Source organism: Bacteroides graminisolvens, assembly GCF_963666085.1.
GTDB classification, from domain to species: domain Bacteria; phylum Bacteroidota; class Bacteroidia; order Bacteroidales; family Bacteroidaceae; genus Bacteroides; species Bacteroides graminisolvens.
This window is the reverse complement of the sequence record NZ_OY762556.1, coordinates 2690903-2705370: the sequence shown is the minus strand read 5'-3', so window position 1 is coordinate 2705370 and position 14468 is coordinate 2690903. Positions and strand designations below refer to the sequence as shown.

The 14468-nt window shown below is 34.6% G+C and carries 9 protein-coding genes and 2 tRNA genes; 5 read left to right on the top strand and 6 right to left on the bottom strand.

Features of this window, described 5'->3' with window-relative positions:
• The first annotated feature begins 436 nt into the window (after window positions 1–436).
• The 3 genes from ACKPCE_RS11465 to ACKPCE_RS11455 all read left to right on the top strand — a co-directional run bounded on the left by ACKPCE_RS11465 (window position 437) and on the right by ACKPCE_RS11455 (window position 2650).
• Entirely contained in the window at window positions 437–895 is a 459-nt protein-coding gene (locus ACKPCE_RS11465; protein WP_319505283.1) for a helix-turn-helix domain-containing protein, read from the top strand.
• A 79-nt stretch (window positions 896–974) separates the two neighbouring features.
• Complete coding sequence (locus ACKPCE_RS11460) at window positions 975–1751, top strand: dihydroorotate dehydrogenase electron transfer subunit (protein ID WP_319505282.1); 777 nt, start codon at window positions 975–977, stop codon at window positions 1749–1751.
• Window positions 1739–2650 carry a dihydroorotate dehydrogenase gene (locus ACKPCE_RS11455; protein ID WP_319505281.1) on the top strand — a complete coding sequence of 304 codons (912 nt, stop codon included), beginning with the start codon at window positions 1739–1741 and terminating at the stop codon, window positions 2648–2650. The genes ACKPCE_RS11460 and ACKPCE_RS11455 overlap by 13 nt, the downstream gene beginning before the upstream one ends.
• A 281-nt stretch (window positions 2651–2931) precedes the next feature.
• Here ACKPCE_RS11455 and trmD read toward each other — a convergent pair whose 3' ends face one another.
• Window positions 2932–3609, bottom strand: coding sequence for a tRNA (guanosine(37)-N1)-methyltransferase TrmD (trmD, locus tag ACKPCE_RS11450; protein WP_027318263.1), 678 nt, complete (start codon window positions 3607–3609; stop codon window positions 2932–2934).
• A gap of 72 nt (window positions 3610–3681) precedes the next feature.
• On the opposite strand from trmD, the gene ligA reads away from it, so the two are divergent.
• A complete protein-coding gene (gene ligA / locus ACKPCE_RS11445) occupies window positions 3682–5682 on the top strand; it encodes an NAD-dependent DNA ligase LigA (RefSeq protein WP_319505280.1) in 2001 nt (666 codons plus the stop codon).
• A gap of 103 nt (window positions 5683–5785) precedes the next feature.
• The gene (gene dapA / locus ACKPCE_RS11440; protein WP_319505279.1) at window positions 5786–6679 is read left to right on the top strand and encodes a 4-hydroxy-tetrahydrodipicolinate synthase; all 894 of its coding nucleotides are present in this window, start codon (window positions 5786–5788) and stop codon (window positions 6677–6679) included.
• A gap of 104 nt (window positions 6680–6783) precedes the next feature.
• Here dapA and ACKPCE_RS11435 read toward each other — a convergent pair.
• The 5 genes from ACKPCE_RS11435 to ACKPCE_RS11415 all read right to left on the bottom strand — a co-directional run bounded on the left by ACKPCE_RS11435 (window position 6784) and on the right by ACKPCE_RS11415 (window position 14185).
• A tRNA-Arg gene (locus ACKPCE_RS11435) sits at window positions 6784–6857 on the bottom strand.
• Between the two features lie 15 nt (window positions 6858–6872).
• Window positions 6873–6946 (bottom strand) — tRNA-Arg (locus ACKPCE_RS11430).
• A gap of 76 nt (window positions 6947–7022) precedes the next feature.
• Window positions 7023–9326, bottom strand: a complete 2304-nt coding sequence (locus ACKPCE_RS11425) for a patatin-like phospholipase family protein (RefSeq protein WP_319505278.1) — start codon at window positions 9324–9326, stop codon at window positions 7023–7025.
• Window positions 9327–9504: 178 nt separating this feature from the next.
• Window positions 9505–11550 carry a molecular chaperone HtpG gene (gene htpG, locus ACKPCE_RS11420; RefSeq protein ID WP_319505277.1) on the bottom strand — a complete coding sequence of 682 codons (2046 nt, stop codon included), beginning with the start codon at window positions 11548–11550 and terminating at the stop codon, window positions 9505–9507.
• Between the two features lie 106 nt (window positions 11551–11656).
• Entirely contained in the window at window positions 11657–14185 is a 2529-nt protein-coding gene (locus tag ACKPCE_RS11415) for an ATP-dependent Clp protease ATP-binding subunit (protein ID WP_319505276.1), read from the bottom strand.
• Window positions 14186–14468 lie beyond the last annotated feature (283 nt).

Here is a 14468-nt window from a genome sequence, read left to right as displayed (position 1 = left end):
ACAACATAAATACATCTGTAAAAACAAATATTACAAATAAAATTTGGCCTATTTAAAAATGTAACAATACGCTTTTAACAAAGCCTTATTTAATAAATAAAAATCTGATTATCAGCATATTACAACAACTAAATGACTCTATTACTTCAATCTAATAAACCGTTTCATAAAACAAATGTGAATCAAGCCATAAACAATAAAAATACAACAACATATAATGATGATAATCAATTAATTATAATAAAAATATAATCTAAAACTACAATACAAATACAAAAGTAAAACAAGGTTTTTAAGGTATTTCATTCCATCAGTAAACGTCTAGTATACTTATGTAATAATTCAATTTTATATAATTAATTTGCAAATGTGATTTCTTTCTATTACTTTTGTATAATCAATTAAGATTGGTACATTATTGAAATTCATAAAACAGATGGATATAAAAGATAGAATTAAAATGCTCATGGAGAAAGAGAACATGACCTCAGGCGCCTTTGCCGAAAGCATTGGCATACAGCAGTCCACTCTTTCACACATTCTTAATGGTAGAAACAAACCAAGTCTGGATGTCATCATGAAAGTTCACCAAAAATATAGCTCAATAGATTTAGAGTGGTTATTATATGGGAACGGCAATTTGAATGAACAAAGTCAGAAATCTATTTCAATGGATTTTCTGCCCTCTCTGTTTGATGAGAATGCAATAAATACGTCCAATATATCAGCAGAAAGAGAATATCGCAAGGAAATGCCATTAAAAGAGCCTGATTACAATACTAAAGAGCCTGTAAAACAGGAAGTTAAGTATATAGAAAGACCTCCTAGAAAAATAACGGAAATAAGAATTTTCTTTGATGATAATACCTATGAAACCTTTAAAGGAGAAAAATAAGTAGTAATTTCTAATCTTTGAGCTTTTTGCCGTATCTTTGCAAGGTAAATCAAGAATTAATACTCTTCTATTTATCCACATGAAAAAATATATTTTAGACTTGGTTGTCTCTGAAAATATTCAGCTAAACGACAACTATGTATTGCTCAAGATGACCGCTCCCACAAAATTGCCCGACATGCTACCGGGACAGTTTGCGGAACTGGAAGTGGAAGGATCTTCAAAAACATTTCTGCGTAGACCGATATCCATTAACTTTATCGACAAAGATAATAATGAGGTATGGTTTCTAATCCAATTAGTTGGCGATGGAACAAGGCACTTAGCGGCTGTTAAACGTGGACAAACAATCAATGTTATCTTACCACTTGGAAACAGCTTCACAATGCCTGAAAACGTATCAGAAAGGCTATTATTGGTTGGCGGAGGTGTAGGTACTGCCCCCATGCTATTTTTGGGTGAACAATTAAGCAAAAAAGGATTCACTCCAAACTTTTTATTAGGCGCCAGAAGCCAAAATGACCTGCTGCAACTTGACGAATTTACTCAATATGGAAATGTCTTCACCACTACAGAAGATGGAAGCATGGGAGAAAAAGGATATGTAACTCAACATTCACTTTTGTCAACGCAAACATTTAATAAAATATATACATGCGGGCCTAAACCTATGATGATGGCTGTTGCAAAATATGCAAAAATAAATAATATAGAGTGTGAGGTTTCATTAGAAAACACCATGGCTTGTGGCTTTGGAGTATGCTTATGCTGCGTTGAAAATACAACAGAAGGGCATATTTGTGTTTGTAAAGAAGGTCCTGTTTTTAATATTAAAAAACTATTATGGCAGATTTAAATGTAAATATTGGAGATTTAAGATTAAAGAATCCTGTAATGACGGCATCAGGGACTTTCGGATATGGTGAAGAGTTCGAAGACTTTATTGATGTATCGCGAATAGGCGGTATCATTGTAAAAGGAACTACTCTTCACAAGCGTGAAGGAAACCCATATCCCCGAATGGCAGAAACACCTGCAGGCATGCTAAACGCTGTAGGATTGCAGAATAAAGGAGTTCACTACTTTGCAGATCACATTTATCCCCGCATTAAACACATTGATACTAATATTATTGTAAATGTATCGGGCTCTGCTATAGAAGATTATGTGGAAACTGCTCAAATAATCAACTCGCTTGACAAGATTTCAGCAATAGAACTAAATATATCTTGCCCCAATGTGAAAGAAGGAGGAATGGCTTTTGGCGTAACCACAACGGGAGCAGCCAGTGTAGTCAACGCTGTTCGCAAAGCATACGATAAAACACTGATAGTTAAGCTTTCACCGAACGTTACCGATATAGCAGAAATAGCAAAAGCTGTAGAAGCAAATGGAGCCGATAGTGTTTCATTAATAAATACGTTATTAGGCATGGCCATTGATGTTGAGCGCAGAAAACCACTCTTATCTACTGTTACCGGTGGCTTGTCAGGACCAGCAGTAAAGCCGGTCGCATTAAGGATGGTATGGCAAGTTGCTAAGGCGGTAAAAATACCGGTCATTGGAATGGGGGGTATTATGGACTGGAAAGATGCTATTGAATTCATCTTGGCAGGTGCATCTGCTATTCAAATTGGAACGGCCAATTTCATTGATCCTACTGTTTGCGTCAAAGTAGAAGACGGTATCAATAACTATCTAAACAAACATAAATATCAGTCAATAACAGATATTATTGGTGCTCTTGAGATATAACATCAAAACAAAAAAAAGCATTCGCAAATAAAAGTAAATCAAAATGATATATTTATCAAATAAAAAAGCATCGTTTATTGCAAACGATGCTTTTTTATTTGATAAATAACAATAGAGGGTATTTCAACTTCATTTTTTTAAAATAACAACTTCATGATTATCTGTTTAAAAACGAAATATTAAATCAATATATTTAACATATAGTATTCGCACCAAAAACTAAATGTTTATTTTTATAACAAACATCTTTAGTTCTATTTAAAGTTCATTTTCTATACATTTTATTCATTCAATAAATCAGGGCGCAATCTTCTAGTCCGTTCCAAAGATTGTTGCAGTTCCCATTCTTTAATTTTAGCTTCATGCCCTGAAAGCAAAACATCGGGAACTTTCCACCCGTTATAATCGGCCGGTCTTGTATAAACAGGAGCCGCTAACAAATTATCTTGAAATGAATCAGATAAAGCAGACTGCTCATCTGAAATGACTCCGGGTATTATTCGAATAATAGCATCTGCAATGACTGCAGCGGCTAATTCACCACCGGTTAATACATAATCGCCGATACTAATTTCTTTTGTTATTAAATGCTCCCTGATACGATAATCAATTCCTTTAAAATGCCCGCATAAAATAATTAAGTTACCACTCAATGATAACTTATTCGCCATTTTTTGATTGAATTGTTCGCCATCAGGAGTAGTAAATATCACTTCATCATAATGACGCTGAGCTTTCAATGTGTTAATACATCGCTCTATGGGCTCTATTTTCATAACCATACCCGCAAAACCGCCAAAAGGATAATCATCTACTCTACGATATTTATCTTCCGTATAATCTCGTAAATTATGAATATAAATCTCGGCCAGCTCTTTATTTTGAGCTCGTTTCAAGATGGAGCAGTTAAAGAAGCCTTCAATCATCTCCGGCAATACTGTTATTATATCAATTCGCATAGTTTTTATTTTTGCGCAAAAGTACTAATATTCGAAGAGAAACAGTTATTTTTGCCCAAAACAATGTTGAATATGACCGTTAAAGAACAAATAGAGCAGCTACGTTCCTTACTGCATCAGCACAATTATAATTATTATGTATTGAATACGCCCAGTATATCCGATCAAGAATTTGATTCATTAATGCGGCAACTTCAAGAATTGGAAGAACAACATCCGGAATACCAGGATGAAAATTCACCAAGTGTGCGCGTGGGAAGTGATATTAATAAAAATTTCACGCAAGTCAGCCATAAACATCCAATGCTTTCACTCTCCAACACTTATTCTGAAGGAGAAGTTAATGAATTCTACCAACGAGTACGCAAGGCTTTAAACGAAGAATTTGAAATTTGTTGTGAAATGAAATATGACGGTACTTCAATTTCTTTAATTTATGAAGATGGCAAACTAATGCGTGCTGTCACTAGAGGTGATGGCGAAAAAGGCGATGATGTTACAGACAATGTGAAAACGATAAAATCAATTCCTTTGGTATTACATGGCAACAACTATCCGCCAGTGTTTGAAATGAGAGGGGAAATACTAATGCCATGGGATACTTTTGAAGAATTAAATCGGGAAAAAGAAGCACGAGAAGAGCCTCTTTTTGCTAATCCGCGAAATGCAGCCTCGGGTACTCTGAAATTGCAAAATTCATCAATCGTGGCATCTAGAAAACTAGATGCTTATTTATATTACCTATTGGGTGATAATTTGCCGTTCGATGGACATTACGAGAATCTACAGGAAGCAAAAAAATGGGGATTCAAAATATCACCTTTAATGAGAAAATGTCATTCTACTGAAGAAATTTTTGAATTTATAAGTTATTGGGATATTGAAAGAAAGAATCTCCCAGTTGCTACCGACGGAATTGTTCTAAAAGTAAACAGTTTAAAGCAACAAAAGAACCTCGGCTTTACAGCAAAATCTCCACGATGGGCTATCGCATATAAGTTTCAGGCAGAAAGAGCATTGACACGACTTAATAGCGTGACTTTCCAAGTTGGCAGAACAGGGGCTGTAACACCTGTAGCTAATTTAGAGCCCGTACAGCTATCGGGAACAGTCGTGAAAAGAGCTTCTTTGCATAACGCAGATATCATTGAGAACCTGGACTTGTACATCAGTGATATGGTATACGTTGAGAAAGGAGGAGAAATTATTCCCAAAATTACCGGAGTAGACACTGCATTACGTAGTTTCATGATTGGTGAAAAGGTCAAATTTATAAATCAATGTCCCGAATGTGGCAGTACATTAATTCGCTACGAAGGGGAAGCTGCTCATTATTGTCCCAATGATTCTGCTTGTCCTCCCCAAATAAAAGGTAAAATTGAACATTTTATTAGCCGAAAAGCGATGAATATTGATGGGCTGGGACCCGAAACCGTAGACTCATTCTACTCATTGGGACTCATACAAAACACAGCTGATCTTTATCAATTAACAATTGAAAAGATTAAAGACCTAGATGGTAAAGGCGAAAAATCTGCTGAAAACATAATTAATGGGATTGAGCAAAGCAAAAAGGTTCCCTTTGAAAGAGTTATATTTGCATTAGGTATTCGCTTTGTGGGTGAAACAGTAGCCAAAAAAATAGCTAAATCTTTCACCAATATAGATGAATTAATAAATGCATCGAAAGAAGAACTCATTAGTATTGATGAAATTGGCGAGAAAATTGCTCAAAGTATACTGAATTTCTTTAGTAATGAAACAAACAGAACGCTTATTCAACGCCTGAAGGATGCAGGGCTTACTCTGCAACGCTCAGAAGAAGAACGTGCTGATTACACAGATAAGTTATCTGGCCTATCGATAGTAATAAGTGGAGTCTTTACTCACTATTCGAGAGATGAATATAAAGCCATGATAGAAAAGAATGGAGGCAAAAATGTAGGTAGCATTTCAGCGAAAACAAGTTTCATTTTAGCCGGTGAAAACATGGGACCTTCAAAGCTTGAAAAAGCCAACAAATTAGGAATAAAGATTATTAACGAAGAGGAATTTCTAAAACTCATTTCGTAACATTTTTAAGCCTCGTAGTTATTTTATATAGCATTAAACGAGGTAAAAGAGAAAATATTTGTACTTTTGTATTCATATTACTTAGAGATTATTATTAATACTCATGATACAGACTAAATTGAGAGGAATGGGGGTAGCATTGATTACTCCTTTCAAAGAAGATGAAAGCGTTGATTACAATGCCTTAATGAGACTGGTAGATTATCTAGTCCAAAACAATGCTGATTTTTTATGTGTGCTTGGAACAACAGCCGAAACACCGACATTGACAGAGGAAGAGAAAAAGAAAATAAAAAAGCTGGTTATAGACAGAGTTAATGGACGTATTCCCATTTTACTGGGTGTAGGGGGTAACAATACTCGAGCTGTAGCTGAGCAATTAAAAAATGATGATTTCACGGGAGTTGACGCTGTGTTATCAGTTGTTCCATATTACAATAAACCTTCTCAAGAAGGAATATATCAGCACTATAAGGTTATTGCCGAATCAACAGAATTACCAATAGTACTCTATAATGTACCAGGGAGAACGGGAGTAAACATGACAGCAGAAACCACATTGAGAATAGCCCGTGATTTCAAGAATGTAATAGCAATTAAGGAAGCATCTGGAAATATCACTCAAATGGATGATATCATAAAAAATAAGCCGGTGAATTTTGAAGTTATATCAGGAGACGACGGCATAACCTTTCCATTGATTACACTTGGTGCTGTTGGAGTTATATCAGTTATTGGAAATGCATTTCCCAGAGAATTTAGCAGAATGACAAGATTAGCGCTACAAGGTGATTTTGCTAATGCTTTAGCGATTCATCACCGCTTCACTGAACTATTCGATTTGCTATTTGTAGATGGTAATCCAGCTGGTGTAAAATCTATGCTTAGTGCAATGGGAATGATTGAAAATAAACTAAGATTACCTCTTGTGCCTACCCGCATTACTACTTTTGAAGCCATTAGAAAGGTTTTAAATGAACTAAATATAAAATGCTAACTTCACTTCCCAAACATTCCCCATAAACACGTGGGAATTTTTGGGAAAAATTACATTTAGATACATACAAAAAAAGAGATACCTAATAAGTATCTCTTTTTTTGTGATCGCGACAGGATTCAAACCTGTAACCGGCTGATCCGTAGTCAGCTACTCTATTCAGTTGAGCTACGCGACCTTTCAGGTTAAAAAGTGACCGCGACAGGATTCAAACCTGTAACCGGCTGATCCGTAGTCAGCTACTCTATTCAGTTGAGCTACGCGGCCATTTGTTTAACGGGTGCAAAGATACGCACTTTTTCCGAACCAGCAAGCTTTTCCGGAGTTTTTTTAAAAATAAAAATCACTCAATAAAGCGATAATTAAACAACTGCCAACCTAAAGTTAGCCCCACATTCCACTCCTTACTTGGTGAGCTATAATGATTTACGTAAGCCGAAATAGCACCAAAAGGCAACTGACAAACCAAAGAAATTTCACCTAAATATTCAAATTCAGAGAACGATCTCCCATAGTATGCCTTATTATATTCATTACGCCTAATTGGGAAAATCGGCATAAATCCATAAAATTCACCACGAAGATGAAACAAGTCATTTAGATGAACAATTGGCATTATTCCGCTCGACACATATTGATTGGCACGAAACGCTTCATTATATGTTAAACGGCTATGTGCAGTTGGCGTAAATTCACCTGCTTGTAATACACTAGCAGTATAATTCTGAGAAAAATTCTTAGATGAAATCAATCCGTTTACATACCAACCTAGAGTGAATTTTGGAGATAAACGATGATACTTCTCTCTTAAGTACGAAAGTTGCAACCATGCATGGTTTTTTTTGTAATTATCAATATTACTTGAATAAGTTTGTGTGCCAGGGTTAAACCTTTCTGTTCCTGTATATATTTGAGCAACAAGTGCATCTTGGTATCCTTGAGTTGGATACTGACGAGCATTAAGAGTACTGCCATTAAAACTGATAGAGCCACCAAATATACTATATGTACTTTTATCGTTTTTGTCATCATCAAAGTTTATCACGCTGCTTTGATAATAGCGATCTTCGAAACGAGCTAGTCCGACGCTAAATTCAGCTTTCTTACTGGAAAGGAAAGGAAGTGCCATTTTCAACTTAACAAATCGTTCCTCTTTACTATTAAATGCAGGCACATCATCACGAGAAAATAATTTATCCTTTTTAAAATAATCAAATGTGCTCATAGAAGCAATAAAACGATACGAAGTTGGTAGGGTTGTTGGAAGGTCTATTTTCGCCATTAGCTGAAGATTATTATATATCTTACCTACTTGTGTATCAAAACTGATTTCTTTAGAGTAATAATTCAAATCTTGATAAGAAATTCCAAAATAAATTTGGTTAGAACTTGTTGTAGATATACTTCCACCTACCCGAAGAGCAAATTCTGAGTCTATTTTTACCTTTAAGAAAAGGTCATAAGATTCATTATCCGGATTATATCGGGCATGAGGTATGATCTCAGAAATTATGTTATCAGATAAAAGTCTGAAATAAGCCTTTTTTAATTCTTCATAAGTAAAACCGTTATCGTCTGATTGATGAAATTCCTTCTTTATGTAGCTTTCTTGCTGAGGACTAGCTCCTTCAATATATATATTTTTAAAACGTAGTTCGGGCAAATTACTTTTATAAACCAGACGCCTTAAACGCACATTTTCATAGTTAACCCGCCTATGTATTCTATTTTTAATTGAGTCCATAATACTAATTGTACGATTATAACCAATAGACTCAAGTTCTTTTAAACGCTGAAAATCAAGCAGATTAACATCTTCATACTTGAATGTCATTAATATTCCTGCTGAGTCAGGCAATGTATAATCCGTACGTTGCATTACCATATTCTCAATTTGGCTCATAATATCTTTTTCATCAGGAATTGTAGGGTTCTTAGCAACAACACTACCAATGATTAGATCAGGCTTAAAGTCTTCTCGCATTACGTCCGTAGGGAAATTATTATAGATACCTCCATCATAGGCTAAAACTCCATCTATCTTAATAGGACGGAATACAAACGGAAAACTCATCGAAGCACGTACAGCATCACCTAAATCTCCATCACGCATTACAATTTGCTTTTTATTATATACATCTGATGCAACACAACGGAAGGGAACAAACAGTTTATCAAAATCATTTTCACAAGCCGCTGTAGCTCTAGCAAATAAGTCAATGAAAACAAGATTCATCTGAATAGGATTTACAACGCTAGTGGGTAAGATCTGCGGCTTTAGATAAATTGAATCTTTAATAGCAAGTTTAATATTAAAAAACTCAGGCGTAGGTAAGTTTTTCTTGAAATAATAAACATATCCTTCCTCAACCTGCCCTGAATACCAGCGTTTAAACTCTTCAGAACCGATAAGTGTTTCCATTTCATCAGGGGAATAACCCATTGCATATAAAGAACCAATAATGGCACCCATTGATGTTCCTGTAACATAATCAATCGGAATGTTATTTTCTTCAAGCGCTCGTATAATTCCTATGTGAGTGAGTCCCTTAGCTCCACCTCCGCTAAGTACCAAGCCTACTTTTTGCGCTTGCGCAAGTGAAAAAAGGAGACTAATACTTATAAAGGTTAGAATCAATCTTTTCATAATGAAGGAAATATTATAGAGTTGTATCCAATATTAAAACTCAAATATAAATAAAAAAAATATTAATGACCGATTTTGCTATAACTTTATATAGGTTATATGCAATATAACAAAAGTATCTCAGGTATAATGTTAAATACCCAAGATACTTTTTATTCAAATCCTTAAAAAATAATTCTTATATCAATTCAATACTTCTCTTAACAAAGTTACTCAAAGATTCTCCTTTAAGCATATTGTTCTGTAACAAAGCTAAATCAATTAACTGGCGAATTATTTTATTTCGACTTGCGTAATCTGAAAATATAGATTCTTTCTTATTTTTCAAATCATCCCATTTATCATCAAGACTCTTCAATTCATCTTTTTCTGAAACAGGAATATCTTCATCTTTCTTATTTTTCTGTTTATCTTGAATCTCTTTTCGAAGAATACTAATTCCCTCTATTTCTTTCTCTATTGGATTAATTAAAGCACCACATTCCTTTACCTCATCTTCAAGTACTGATTTTACTAATTTATGATCAGTATTAAGAATCAAATTAAACATATCAGGCATTTCTCCATAAAAACTCATGCCTGCTTGTATATTTGCCATTTCTTTCATACGTCTCATATATTCGCTCTGAGTTATTACAACAGGGGAGGCGTTTTCTCCCATAGATTGTGCCATTACGTTAAATTCTACTTTATTGATGTTAGGCAATTGACTCTTAAAAGCTGTAGTCAAAGCTTCCTGCTTTGACACCTCGAGCACATGAGCATCTTTATCCTCTTTAATTATCAAATGGTCAACAATATCACTATCGACACGGGTAAAACGAGCCTTTTCAAATTTTTGTTCCAAAGTGCTAACTAAAGCAACATCAAGCTGACCATCCATTAAAAGCACATTATATCCTTTATTTACAGTAGCTTCAATATAACTATATTGTTCATCTTTGTGATTGGCATAAAGATAAATCAAATTGCCTTCTTTATCTGTTTGATTTTCCGCAATCAATGTTTTGTATTCTTCAAATGTGTAGTATTTGCCATCTGTATCACCAAGCAGAGCAAACTTTTGAGCTTTCTCATAAAAGTCCTCTTGCGTAAGCATACCGTAATTGATAAAGAGCTTCAAATCGTTCCATTTTTCTTCAAATTGTTTACGATCATTTTTAAAAATAGATTGTAAACGATCTGAAACTTTTTTTGAAATATGACTAGAAATTTTCTTCACGTTAGAATCACTCTGAAGATAAGACCTAGAAACATTTAAAGGAATATCCGGAGAATCAATAACACCATGTAGAAGCGTTAAGAAATCAGGCACAACTCCTTCAACTGAATCAGTTACATAAACTTGATTGCAATATAACTGAATCTTATTTTTATTCAAATCAATGTTACTTTTAACTTTTGGGAAGTAAAGAATACCTGTAAGGTTAAACGGGTAATCCACGTTCAGATGAATCCAAAACAATGGTTCATCGGACATAGGATACAGTTTACTGTAGAAAGATTTATAATCTTCGTCTTTTAATTCATTAGGCTTTTGTGTCCATAATGGGTTTGTTTCATTGATGATGTTATCTTCAGATGTTTCAATCTGTTTTCCGTCTTTCCACTCTTTCTTTTTTCCAAATGAAACAGGAACCGGAAGAAAACTACAATATTTGTTTAAAAGAGAGGATATACGAGTTGTATCCAAAAATTCTTTGCAATCATCATCTATGTAAAGTATTATATCTGTTCCTCTATCTTCTTTATCAGCATTTGTAAGTGTATATTCCGGACTACCATCACACGACCATTTGATAGCTTGAGCACCTTCTTTATACGATTTGGTTACAATTTCCACTTTTTTTGAAACCATAAAGGAAGAATAAAAACCAAGACCGAAGTGACCAATGATAGCATTAGCATCATTCTTATACTTTTCAAGAAAATCACTCGCACCGGAAAAAGCAATTTGATTGATATATTTTTCTATTTCTTCTGCGGTCAAACCTATTCCACGGTCCGAAATAGTTATTGTATCGTTATTTAACGATACTCTCACCGTCAAATCACCCAATTCTCCTTTATATTCACCCATTGAAGAAAGTGTTTTTAGCTTCTGAGTAGCATCAACAGCATTAGAAACTATTTCTCGTAGGAAAATTTCATGGTCACTGTACAAAAACTTTTTTATGATGGGGAAAATATTCTCCGTTGTAACCCCAATATTACCTTTTTGCATAATAACTTATATTTTTTAATTATCAATAATAACAGTAGTTTTAAAAACAATCACAAAAAAAATGCCAGGCAACATTGCCTGACATTTTGACGGTTGATTATTTAGTTTATTGATTACCTTGTCTCGTAATATCTAAAGAATTCATCTCCGAATTAAAGGTTACTTTTATGATGTCGCCTTCTTGTAAATCAGAAGTAATAATCATTTCAGACAAAGGATCTTCCAATAAAGTTTGAATTGCACGTTTAAGTGGACGTGCACCATATTGAATATCATAACCTTTTGTCGCTATAAACTTCTTGGCTTCTTCATCAATCGCTAGAGAATATCCAATATTTTGAACCCTTTGACACAGACCTTTAAGCTCTATGTCTACGATTTGGATTATAGCGTCCAAAGATAATTGATCAAACGTTACTAATTCATCAACTCGATTCAAAAACTCAGGAGCAAAAAATTTATTTAGAGCCTTCTGAATAACACTTCTTGAAAATTCTTTATCATCCAAACGGCTTTGGGTAGCGAAACCAACCCCTCTACCAAAATCTTTCAATTGACGAGTTCCAATATTTGAAGTCATAATTATAACTGTATTTTTAAAATCAACCATTCTGCCATAACTGTCAGTTAGCCGTCCTTCATCCATGACTTGCAGCAAGAGATTAAAGACGTCAGCATGAGCTTTTTCTATTTCATCGAGTAATACAATAGAATATGGCTTCCGGCGAACTTTTTCTGTTAACTGTCCACCTTCTTCATATCCAACGTACCCTGGAGGAGCTCCAACCAATCTGGACACCGTAAATTTTTCCATGAACTCACTCATATCAATACGAATTAATGCTTCTGAAGTGCCAAACATATATTTAGCCAATTCTTTGGCTAAATGTGTTTTACCAACCCCAGTAGGACCTAAGAACATAAATACACCAATAGGTTTATTGGGATCTTTAAGCCCAACGCGACTGCGTAAAATTGCTTTTACCAATTTATCTATAGCGGCATCTTGAGCAACAACTTTGGATTTAAGATCAGTCTTCATATTAACCAATTTTACTCCTTCAGCCTGCGCCATTCGCTGTACAGGCACACCAGACATCATAGAAACAACATTCGCTATATCTTCCTCATCAACAGTTTGTCTATTGTCTTTAAGGGTTGCTTCCCAATCTTTTTTCATCTGTTCTAGTTGTTCTGAAAACATCTTTTCTTTATCTCTGAAACTAGCTGCCAATTCATAATTTTGCAACTTAACAGCTTCAGTTTTCTGTTGTTTGGTTTCTTCAATCAGCTTCTCTTGGTCTTCTATTTCTTTAGGTACCGTAATATTGGTCAAGTGAATTCTGGATCCTGATTCATCCAGCACATCAATTGCTTTGTCTGGGAAATTTCTATCAGTAATATATCTATCTGTTAACTTAACACACGCCAGCAATGCAGCTTCTGTATAATTAACATTATGATGGTCTTCATATTTTTCTTTTATATTACGTAATATCTGAATCGTTTCATCAGGCGTAGTTGGTTCTACCAACACTTTCTGGAAACGACGTTCAAGAGCTCCATCTTTTTCTATATTCTTACGGTATTCATCAAGAGTTGTAGCACCAATGCATTGTATTTCACCGCGAGCCAAAGCGGGTTTAAGCATATTTGCTGCGTCCATAGAGCCTGCAGCTGATCCAGCACCAACTATAGTATGAATTTCATCAATAAAGACAATTACATTAGGATTATTCTGTAATTCTAACAATATAGTACGAATTCGTTCTTCAAATTGCCCACGATATTTTGTACCGGCAACAATCGATGTCATATCTAAAGCTACTACTCGTTTATCAAATAATATACGAGATACTTTTTTTTGGATTATCCTGAGCGCAAGTCCCTCAACTATAGCCGACTTACCAACTCCAGGCTCTCCAATTAAAACTGGATTATTCTTTTTCCTACGACTAAGTATTTGTGCCAAACGTTCAATTTCTTTTTCACGTCCAACAACTGGATCTAACCTACCTTCTTGAGCAGCCTTTGTCATGTCAACCCCAAAATTATCAAGTGCAGGTGTATCATTTGAAGGTTTACGAACTGCCTGGGTTTGGTGGTGTTCTGTACTTCCTGAACTACTACTCGCTCGTGAGTCTTCCATATCATCTTCCTCCTCATCGTCTTCCGAGAAACTTGAGCTTGCATTAACGTCAGGTAAGTATGACATATGTTCCAAAAAGGCTTTGTAATCAATGCTATTTTCACCAAGAATAGTAGCAGCTGTGTTATTACGATCCTTTAAAATTGCTAATATCAAATGTTCCGTATCTGCAACATTGCTTCTATAAAGATGCGCTTCTAAAATTCCAAGTTTCAAAATTCGAGCTGTGTCATTAGATAACGGAATATCAGCGTCAGGTAATAACATGTCATCTTGATGAAATTTCAAAATTGACTCAATGCGTTTTTTTAGATCATTAAGATCTATATGGAGTGTATTTAATACCTCAATAGCTCTGCTTTCACCATCCCGAATTAATCCTAGAAGTAAATGTTCCGGTCCTATATAGCCATTTTTGAGGCGATTTGCTTCTTCCTTGCTATATATTATGACTTCGGAGACTTTTTGCGAAAACTGATTATTCATCTTCATATTTTATAAAGGTTATTAATGGCAAATATAGAAAAATTCTATTTAAGCCCGTTTTTATATCTCTTTCCTTATTTATCTATCAACAAATGTCATGCCAGTTTTGATTAAAATAGTCCTTAAAACTAGAGATTAATTTCATCAATAACACGTAAAAAGGCATTGATATTATTGTTTTTTTTAGATTAATATGGTATGTTATAAATGATCTCACGACATTCATTAACAACAAGAGAATACAGACAATAAAGTTTTTAGCTGAATACTTTTGTATATCGTG

What these genes read in the sequence shown, in the direction of transcription:
- ACKPCE_RS11460 (WP_319505282.1), top strand. Translation starts at nt 975, where the DNA reads ATGAAAAAATATATTTTAGACTTGGTTGTCTCTGAAAATATTCAGCTA.
- ligA (WP_319505280.1), top strand. Translation starts at nt 3,682, where the DNA reads ATGACCGTTAAAGAACAAATAGAGCAGCTACGTTCCTTACTGCATCAG.
- ACKPCE_RS11415 (WP_319505276.1), bottom strand. Translation starts at nt 14,185, where the DNA reads ATGAATAATCAGTTTTCGCAAAAAGTCTCCGAAGTCATAATATATAGC.
- ACKPCE_RS11465 (WP_319505283.1), top strand. Translation starts at nt 437, where the DNA reads ATGGATATAAAAGATAGAATTAAAATGCTCATGGAGAAAGAGAACATG.
- dapA (WP_319505279.1), top strand. Translation starts at nt 5,786, where the DNA reads ATGATACAGACTAAATTGAGAGGAATGGGGGTAGCATTGATTACTCCT.
- htpG (WP_319505277.1), bottom strand. Translation starts at nt 11,550, where the DNA reads ATGCAAAAAGGTAATATTGGGGTTACAACGGAGAATATTTTCCCCATC.
- trmD (WP_027318263.1), bottom strand. Translation starts at nt 3,609, where the DNA reads ATGCGAATTGATATAATAACAGTATTGCCGGAGATGATTGAAGGCTTC.
- ACKPCE_RS11425 (WP_319505278.1), bottom strand. Translation starts at nt 9,326, where the DNA reads ATGAAAAGATTGATTCTAACCTTTATAAGTATTAGTCTCCTTTTTTCA.
- ACKPCE_RS11455 (WP_319505281.1), top strand. Translation starts at nt 1,739, where the DNA reads ATGGCAGATTTAAATGTAAATATTGGAGATTTAAGATTAAAGAATCCT.